The 8,124-nt window shown below is 60.9% G+C and carries 6 protein-coding genes and 3 pseudogenes; 3 read left to right on the forward strand and 6 right to left on the reverse strand.

Annotated elements, in window-relative coordinates; all coding sequences use genetic code 11:
• A pseudogene (locus Q427_RS09465) lies at window positions 1-666 on the reverse strand (cytochrome-c peroxidase); the annotation flags it as partial.
• A gap of 223 nt (window positions 667-889) precedes the next feature.
• On the opposite strand from Q427_RS09465, the gene msrP reads away from it, so the two are divergent.
• The 3 genes from msrP (at window position 890) to Q427_RS09480 (ending at window position 2,812) form a co-directional block, all read left to right on the forward strand.
• Window positions 890-1,855, forward strand: coding sequence for a protein-methionine-sulfoxide reductase catalytic subunit MsrP (msrP, locus tag Q427_RS09470; RefSeq protein WP_043513297.1), 966 nt, complete (start codon window positions 890-892; stop codon window positions 1,853-1,855).
• Between the two features lie 94 nt (window positions 1,856-1,949).
• The gene (locus Q427_RS09475; protein ID WP_043513300.1) at window positions 1,950-2,552 is read left to right on the forward strand and encodes a sulfite oxidase heme-binding subunit YedZ; all 603 of its coding nucleotides are present in this window, start codon (window positions 1,950-1,952) and stop codon (window positions 2,550-2,552) included.
• 2 nt (window positions 2,553-2,554) lie between these two features.
• A complete protein-coding gene (locus Q427_RS09480; RefSeq protein ID WP_051496258.1) occupies window positions 2,555-2,812 on the forward strand; it encodes a c-type cytochrome in 258 nt (85 codons plus the stop codon).
• A 153-nt stretch (window positions 2,813-2,965) separates the two neighbouring features.
• Here Q427_RS09480 and Q427_RS09485 read toward each other — a convergent pair.
• The 5 genes and pseudogenes from Q427_RS09485 to Q427_RS09500 form a co-directional block, all read right to left on the reverse strand.
• Window positions 2,966-4,344, reverse strand: a pseudogene (locus Q427_RS09485) (NCS2 family permease).
• A gap of 221 nt (window positions 4,345-4,565) precedes the next feature.
• Window positions 4,566-5,950: pseudogene (locus Q427_RS09490) on the reverse strand (putative bifunctional diguanylate cyclase/phosphodiesterase).
• Entirely contained in the window at window positions 5,866-6,711 is an 846-nt protein-coding gene (locus tag Q427_RS09495) for a hypothetical protein (protein ID WP_043513302.1), read from the reverse strand. The pseudogene Q427_RS09490 and the gene Q427_RS09495 overlap by 85 nt, the downstream one beginning before the upstream one ends.
• 9 nt (window positions 6,712-6,720) lie before the next feature.
• A complete protein-coding gene (locus Q427_RS31165; RefSeq protein WP_155833512.1) occupies window positions 6,721-6,888 on the reverse strand; it encodes a hypothetical protein in 168 nt (55 codons plus the stop codon).
• Window positions 6,885-7,373: a histidine phosphatase family protein gene (locus tag Q427_RS09500; protein ID WP_197030574.1), complete on the reverse strand. Its 489-nt coding sequence runs from the start codon at window positions 7,371-7,373 to the stop codon at window positions 6,885-6,887. Before Q427_RS09500 ends, Q427_RS31165 begins: the two co-directional genes overlap by 4 nt.
• Window positions 7,374-8,124: the final 751 nt, after the last annotated feature.

Consider the following 8,124-nt stretch of genomic DNA (forward strand, 5'->3'; position numbering starts at 1 on the left):
CAAAGGCGACCATGCCATCCTTTTCCTGCTGGTTGAGCGCCTCCATGTCACCGTGCAGATAGCGGTCGAACGGTGAGTTTGGCGTATTCAGCGTGCGCTGGAAGCTGGCCAGGGCCATGGCCAGGTTGTCGGCATTGATCGGGTTATCGTCATCCGGATAGCTTCGGCGAACTTCTTCTGATAGAGCTCGAACTCTTCCAGACGCTCCAGCGCCATGTCGAGGTCCATGGCCATCTCGATATCGGCTTCGATGGGGCCGAGCGCCTGTCCTTCCAGGTCGGGCTCGCGGCCGTCCCAGAACTGTGAACCCAGGAAGCCGGAGTTCAGTACCGTCGGCGTATTACGCTCGCCGATCTGGCCATCGTGACCGGTAGCACGGGGGATACGGTCGCTCCAGCCGAGCGCCGGGTTGTGGCAGGTGGCACAGCTGATGACACCGCTGGATGAGATGCGCGGTTCGAAGAACAGCATGTTGCCCAGCTCCACTTTCTCGGGGGTCAGGGAGTTGTGGGCGGGAATCGGCGGGAAGTAGGGCAGCGGCTCGAAGCGGTCACGATAGTCGCCGAGGCCGTCGTCGGCCAGGACCGAACCGCCGAAGGCAAGGGACCCGCCCAGTGCCACGGCAGCGATGAGCTTCGCCGGTTGTACAGTTTTTTGATGTTCCATGATGATCTCCCTGGTAGTCACGCGATACAGGTAAGTCCCCCATATCCTGGAATGAGCTTATTCCTTAGTCTTGATGCATATCAACCTAGTAAAATACTCGGAAAAGGGTCCTTGTTGAGGCAGGTCAAGTTTTGCTTTGCTATAGGTGATACTGGTGGACAGCTGCTGTACAAGTTGGCATCGCTATGGATTCATCTTTTCGTGACTGTCGAGAGGAGAGGTCATGATCCGCTATCGCTACCCGAGAATTTCCGAGTCCGAGGTGACGCCGAAGGCGTTGCTGGATTCACGTCGCCGCTTCCTGCGCCAGGGAGCCGCGCTGGGGGCAGTGGCCGCGGCGCCGGGACTGCTCTGGTCGGCCGACGCCAAGGCCTGGCAATCGAAGCTGGAGGAGCGGCTGGAGGAGGCGTTGGCGAGTTCAGATCTGGCCAATGGCGAGGCGCCGACTTCATTGCGCGATATCACCACCTACAACAACTTCTATGAGTTCGGCACCGGCAAGCGGGATCCGGAGGTCTATGGACATCGCCTGGTCACCGATCCCTGGTCGTTGGCCATCGAGGGGGAGGTGGACAAGGCGGGAACCTTTGCCCTCGAGGATGTGCTGGCGGGGCAGGCGCTGGAAGAGCGTATCTACCGCCATCGCTGTGTGGAGGCGTGGTCCAAGGTCATCCCCTGGGTGGGTTTTCCCCTGGCCGACCTGCTCAAGCGTCATGGTCCCACCTCACGGGCAAAGTATGTCGTCTTCGAGACGATACACGACCCCGACAACCTTCGTGGGCAGCGCCGCTCGATCATCGAGTGGCCCTACCGGGAAGCGCTGCGGATCGATGAGGCGATGCATCCGCTGACAATGCTCGCCGTGGGACTCTATGGCGAGGTGATGCCCAATCAGAATGGCGCGCCGATCCGCCTGGTGGTGCCCTGGAAGTACGGCTTCAAGAGCATCAAGTCCATCGTGCGCATCGCGCTGGTAGAGGAGCGACCGACGACGTCATGGCATGACCGGAATCCCGAGGAGTACGGCTTCTACGCCAACGTCAATCCCGAGGTGGACCACCCGCGCTGGTCCCAGGCCCGTGAGCGGCGCATCGGTGAGAGTGGTCGGCGCGAGACCCTGATGTTCAACGGCTACGCCGATGAGGTGGCTCACCTCTATGCCGACATGGACTTGAATCGCCACTACTGAGCGTCAATGGCTGATGGAGCGCGGCATGCTGGCTCGGAAAGGAACGTCTCGCAAAGGTGTGTCTTGGCAAGCGCCATCTGGTCCAGGAGCCATCATGGCCTTTCGGTGGCTGGTGCTGATTGGCTGCAGTGCTCCGGCGGTATGGCTGGCGTGGCAGTGGTTCTTCGGTGACCTGGGCGCGGTACCCGGCGAGGCGGTGGTGCACTTTACCGGCAAGACGGGGCTGACGCTGCTGTTGATCACCATTGCCTTCAGTCCCGCCTTTCGCTTCACCGGCTGGATCGGCTTCATGGCGGCACGGCGCCAGATCGGCCTGTGGGCTTTCTTCTGGCTTGTCGCCCACATGCTGGCCTGGATGGGGCTGGACCAGTATTGGGACTGGCCCTGGATTCGCCGGGAGATGATCGAACTGCCCTACATCCGCTATGGCGCCGCCGGGCTGGCAATGTTGGTGCCCCTGGCGCTGACCTCCTTTCGTCGCTTGCAGAAGGCCATGGGCTACCGTGCCTGGCACTGGTTGCACCGCTTGATCTATCCATCGGCGGCGCTGGGCATTATCCATTTCTGGGTGCTGACGCGGGCGGACTACCTGCTGGCAAGCCTCTTTGCTGTCATCCTGATCGCGCTGGTGTTGTTTCGACTGACAGATGCCATGCTGCTATGGCATAGCCGCTGTTCCACAAAACGGAGTGAGTAACCATGCGTCAGTATCTGGCAATACTGGTTTGTGGCCTGATGATAGGCGTCGTGCAGGCCGGCGGGGACATCAACGATGAGGTGATGATCGACTTGGCCTGGGACAGCGGCTGCTTCAATTGCCACGACTTGGAGCGCAGCCTGCGTGGGCCCGCCTGGCTCGACGTTGCCGAACGCTATCGTGATGATGACGAAGCCTTCGAACGCCTGGTTGAAACGGTGCGTGAGGGCGGCAGCGGTAACTGGGGGATGAGCGCATGACCCCCAGCCGTCGTGTGCCGATGGAGGATATTCGGACTTTGGTGGGCTGGATTCTGTCGCTTGAGCAGGAGTAGGAGCGGTCGGTATCAATAGCGAAGGGCCAAGGCAGGTTGACCATTACCAGAAGCCGCCATCCCTGGCGGCCTCGGGCGATCAGTGCGTAGTGACCAGCATCACTACGCTCAGGCTGCGGAGACCCACATGGCCGGCTTGATGTCCGTGATGCGGCCGGTAAAGAGCTTGATGACCACGAAGCTGAGGAAGCCGAAGGCGATACCCAGGGTGATCGAGTAGGTCAGCGGCATCAGGATGATGGCCAGGAAGGCGGGGAAGGCCTGGTCGAACTTCCCCCATTCGATCTTGCTGATCGGCGCCAGCATGAAGAGTCCCACCAGCACCAGTGCCGGCGCGGTGGCGATGCCGGGCACCAGCGACAGCAGCGGAGACAGGAACAGGAACGGCAGGAACAGAAAGGCGATGACCACCGCCACCAGCCCGGTGCGGCCGCCCTGGGCAACGCCGGCACCGGATTCGATGAAGGTCTGGGCCGCACTGGTACCCAGCGGGGCCGCGATCATCGAAGCGAAGGCATCCACGGTCATGGAGCGCTTCAGGTTGCGCGGGTTGCCATCCTTGTCCTTGAGGTCGGCCGACTCGGAGAGCGCCATGAAGCAAGACAGGGCATCGAAGAAGTTGGTGAACAGCATCACGAAGATGAACGGCAGGTAGGCCACCTTAAGCGCCCCCCAGATATCCACCTGCATCACGGCGCTGAAATCGGGCCAGGCGGCCAGGCCGCTCCATTCCACCACCACGTCGCCACCCCAGAGCCGGCCCATGGGCGAGGCCAGCAGGGTGGTCAGGGCGATGCCCAGGATCAGCGCCCCGTTGAAGCGCAGGATGACCAGGATCGCCGTCGCCATCATGCCGATGAAGAAGGTCACCATGCTGGCATCCATGTTGCCCAGCGTGACCAGAGTGGCGTCGCTGCCAACGATGAAGCCCGCATTCTTGAAGCCGATGAAGGTGATGAACAGGCCGATGCCGCAGGTGATGGCATAGCGCAGCGAAGGCGGAATGGCCTCGATGATCGCCTTGCGGACGTTGAACATGGCCAGTGTGGCGAACAGCACCCCGGACCAGAATACGCAGCCCAGGGCCACTTCCCAGGAGAGGCCGGCGCCCTGCACCAGGGTGTAGGTGAACAGGGCGTTCATGCCCATGCCCGGCGCCACCAGGATCGGGTTACGGGCATAGAGCCCCATGGCCAGGCTGCTCAAGAAACTGATCAGCACCGTGGCCGAGAGGGCGGCAGTGAAGGGGATGCCGGCATCGCTGAGGATCGCCGGGTTTACCACGATGATGTACATGCCGGCCAGGAAGGTGGCGATGCCGGCCAGGAACTCGGTGCGTAGCGACGAGCCGCGGCGCGTCACGCCGAAATAGTGGTCCAGCCAGTTGGCAGGCCCGGCGATCCGTTCATCGGACCGGACGCCGCTCTTGTCGGCAAGGGAGGAGGAGTTCGGTTCCATATCGTTGATCCCATTGTTGTTGGAGAGCGAGGAGTTTGGGGCTGAAGTCAGAGCTAATCTTTTATTCTGACCACATGGTCAATCAAGGGTTTGGACAGCCTAGCCAACATTTGACCACTTGGACAGGTGTGTTTCGACCAAGGTCTTAGGCCAACATGGAAAAAGATTTCAGAATGGAGGGGGCCGATGGGGGCGGGTGAAATCCTGGGCAAAGCGGGGGTTCAGTTCACCGCCGTCGGGGCAAGAAGGCTCTCGAGTTGGTCGACCGGCATTGGCCGGCAGAAGAAATAGCCCTGAAATACGTGACAACCCTCCTCAGTGAGCCACTCCAGTTGTCGAGCGTTTTCCACACCTTCGGCTACTACCTCGAGCTGGAGCGCGATACCCATGGCGATGATGGTGCGCACGATGGCCATGTCGTCGCTGCTTTGCAGCAGGTCGCGGACGAAGCCTGATCGACCTTGATCTGGTCCAGCGGCAGCCGCTTGAGGTACTGCAGCGAGGAGTAGCCGGTACCGAAGTCGTCCATGGCGAAGCTGATGCCAACTGCCTTGAGGCGCTGCATCTTGTCGATGCCGGCCTCGACATCGTCGAGCAGGCTGCTCTCCGTCAGCTCCAGCTTGAGGCGCTGGGGCTCGGCGCCGCTGGCGGCAAGGATCCGCTGGATACGCTCGACAAAATCGCTCTCCTTGAACTGGAGGGCGCTGACATTCACGGCCAGGGTCAGATGTGCCGTGGCGCTGTGCTTCTGCCAGGCCACCAGCTGGCGACATGCCTGCTCGAGCACCCAGTCGCCCAGCGGGACGATCAGGCCGCTCTCTTCGGCCAGGGGAATGAATTCGGCCGGTGAAATCATCCCCCGCGTGGGGTGCTGCCAGCGCACCAGCGCTTCGGCTCCCAGGGGGCGGTGACCCTGGTCGTACTGGAGCTGGTAGACCAGTCGGAACTCGCTGCGCTGCAAGGCCAGGCGCAGGTCGCGCTTGGTTTCATTGCGTGCCTCCATCGCGGCCTGGATGGCATCATCATGGAAACGGATGGTATTTCTTCCGGCCAGCTTGGCTTGGTGGCAGGCGGCATCGGCCAGCTTGAACAGGGTTTCCACCTCGTCGGCGCCATTGAACATGGCCACTCCCTGACTGGCCGAGAGAAAGTGCTGAATTCCGTCGAGCGAATAGGGTTCGGCAATGGCCAGGCGAATTCGGTCTGCCAGCTCCTCGGCGCGACTGGCTGCCCTGTCCGCCTGACCCGGTAGTGAAGCGATGACCAGCAGGAATTCGTCGCCGCCCAGGCGTCCCGGAATACAGCCGTGTTTCTGAAAGGCCCCCAGGCGCTGGGCGATCTCCTGAAGCAGCCGGTCACCGGTGCGATGTCCATAGCTTTCGTTGATCTGCTGAAAGAGATCGATGTCCAGGTAGATCAGCGCACCATGCTGCCCCGTGCGCGGGCACTGCTGGAGCGAATGGGCAAGATGCTCGCTCATCATGTGCCAGTTGGGCAGCTCAGTCAGTCCATCGAAATGGGTCAACTGGTGGGCCTTGCGCTCGGCGACGAGGCGTCGTGCCTCGCTTTCGCGCAGTCGCAACACCGTACGGGCAATCTGTCGCATCTGGCCCCGGCCGCGCTCTGCCAGACGCTGGATGCGTGGCAATTCAGGTACCTCTCGGCGCAGGCGGGCAAGGCTGAGCAAGGCTTCGCCGATGGCCAGCAGATGACGATTGAGTACCTTGCGGAGTAGAAGGCCGCCAGGAGCATCAGCAACAAGGTAAGCCCGCCAAGCAGCGTTACCGTGCCCAAGTGCCCGAGGATGGCCTGATAGGAGTCCTCGGTGCGATCGCTGGTGCGCTGAGAGAGCTTCGACGACAGGCGCCCCGTCAGCATCGCGAAACGTAGAAACGCTTGTTGAGCTTCATCCAGGTAGTGCCGGGCCTGAGTGGGATCTATCGTGGCGATGTCACTGGCCATGATGATGAAGCTTCGGTAGGCCTCGAATGCCTCCCGCAGTTGCTGGGCACTTCCGTGGTTGAGGTCCACCATCAAAGGCGTTTCGGTTAGTGCCTGCACCTGTCCACCGAGCGTGGCTAGTTCATTGACGAAACTCGAATGCAGCCGGTAGCTGGCAAGCGGGGTGAGCTCACCGCGGTCCGCCTGTTGCAGCATGTCCACCACGTCCTTGTGCAGCTCGGCCAGGCTCTGTTTATAGTCGGCGGCCTGCTGCAGGGCGGAAAGGTCCTGCAGCTGGCTGGCATGATTTTGGCTCACACGCTCCTTGAGCACCTGGACGGCGCCGAAGCCGAACAGCAGCGCCGGGATCAACACCACCAGGGTGGGCAGGAGGAAGACCCAGAGCAGCGGCCGGCTTGGCTTCATGCGAGTCCCTTACTGCTCTGCTGGCGGGTATAGGTCGAGAGCAGCCCACAGATCGGGCGCAATACTGGCACGATAAAGATACCCCTCCTCACCAAGCGGAGAAAAAATCACCAGGGTGCCTTCGGGAGGGAAGTAGTTCATCAGGTCGGCCAGGTTGGGCCCGTGGGCCACGATCATGCGGTTGACGTTGCCTCTACCGGCAGTGACAGCATCTTGCCGGTATGCTCGATCACGGGCCGTTTTTCTTCATCCGTCATTGCCGCGGTGTAACGCAGCAAGTCGTCGATCCGATGTGCCTGGGTGGGAAACGCGATGCGGGCGGTTTCCTGGGCGCGACAGAAGGGGCTGACCAGAATGGGCGCTTCGATCGGCCAGGCGTGACCTGCCAGTCCTTCGGCAACTCCCTGCATGACCTGGCGGCCCTCGTCGCTCAGGGGGCGCTGAGTAGTGCAGTCGTCGAAATCGACCGGCACCCGGTCGGGAACACTCGTGTCCGTCGGCCCATGGCGCAGGTAGAGCACGAAGCCGCCCTGGTGCAGCGCCGTGAGCAGCTCCGGAGTAGGCTCGGCCGGGTTGTGCTCCTCAGCCGCCAGGGCAAGGCTGGCGGAACCGAGCAGGCAGGCGCCGGCAAGCAGGCTGGCCAGCGCTGGTGTACGTGACACTTGAAACGGCTTCACGGCAGCCCCCGTCCATATTCGAGTCAGATGAACTATGCCACCCCGGCGATGCCAGCTGCCAGCCGCCCTTGGTCTATTGTAACCGTTCTTGACTGTGGTCAAGTCTGTATGAAAGTACTCTGCTTGTTCAGGCTCCCAGCGCGCTGATAACGACACTCAGAGTGCCGCAACCCGATCTCATGCCCAGGCGTTGCCCTCAACGCTTTCCTTGGTTACGTTAGGTAAAGGCCGCAGAAGATGGCTCATGTGACCAAGATGCACTCAGGGATGCCGCACTAGGGATGACGAGAAACATCATCCATTCTGCCAGCAGGGCGGTAGCGTCCCTGAAATCGACGGCTCAATCCAACCGGCTACGCACCTCGGCCAAGCCATTGTCCCGCACACGCAATCTATCGTAGGTCTTCTTGATCCGGGGGCTGGCGGGCTTTACTCAATTGGTTGCCTTTAACTATTCCATAAGCTTTGGGCTCAAGCTTTAGCCTCCATGCTTAGCATTTTTATATCAGCAGATTCGCATACAGTATATTGGCTCCGACAAAACGTGCATGCACGCGAATTCTGCATAGGTGGCCGAGCTATGCTTAGGTACAAGTAAAATCAATGCGTTGGAAGAAATGAAGCGCGTCAGATAATATTGTTGAACGCGCAGGGGTGTTCATTCTATATCAGGACGTGCAGTCCAATCACTGTTAATTTTTAGAGGTCGAAATGCGGGGGTACATATATATCTTAA

The organism is Halomonas sp. BC04, assembly GCF_000568385.1.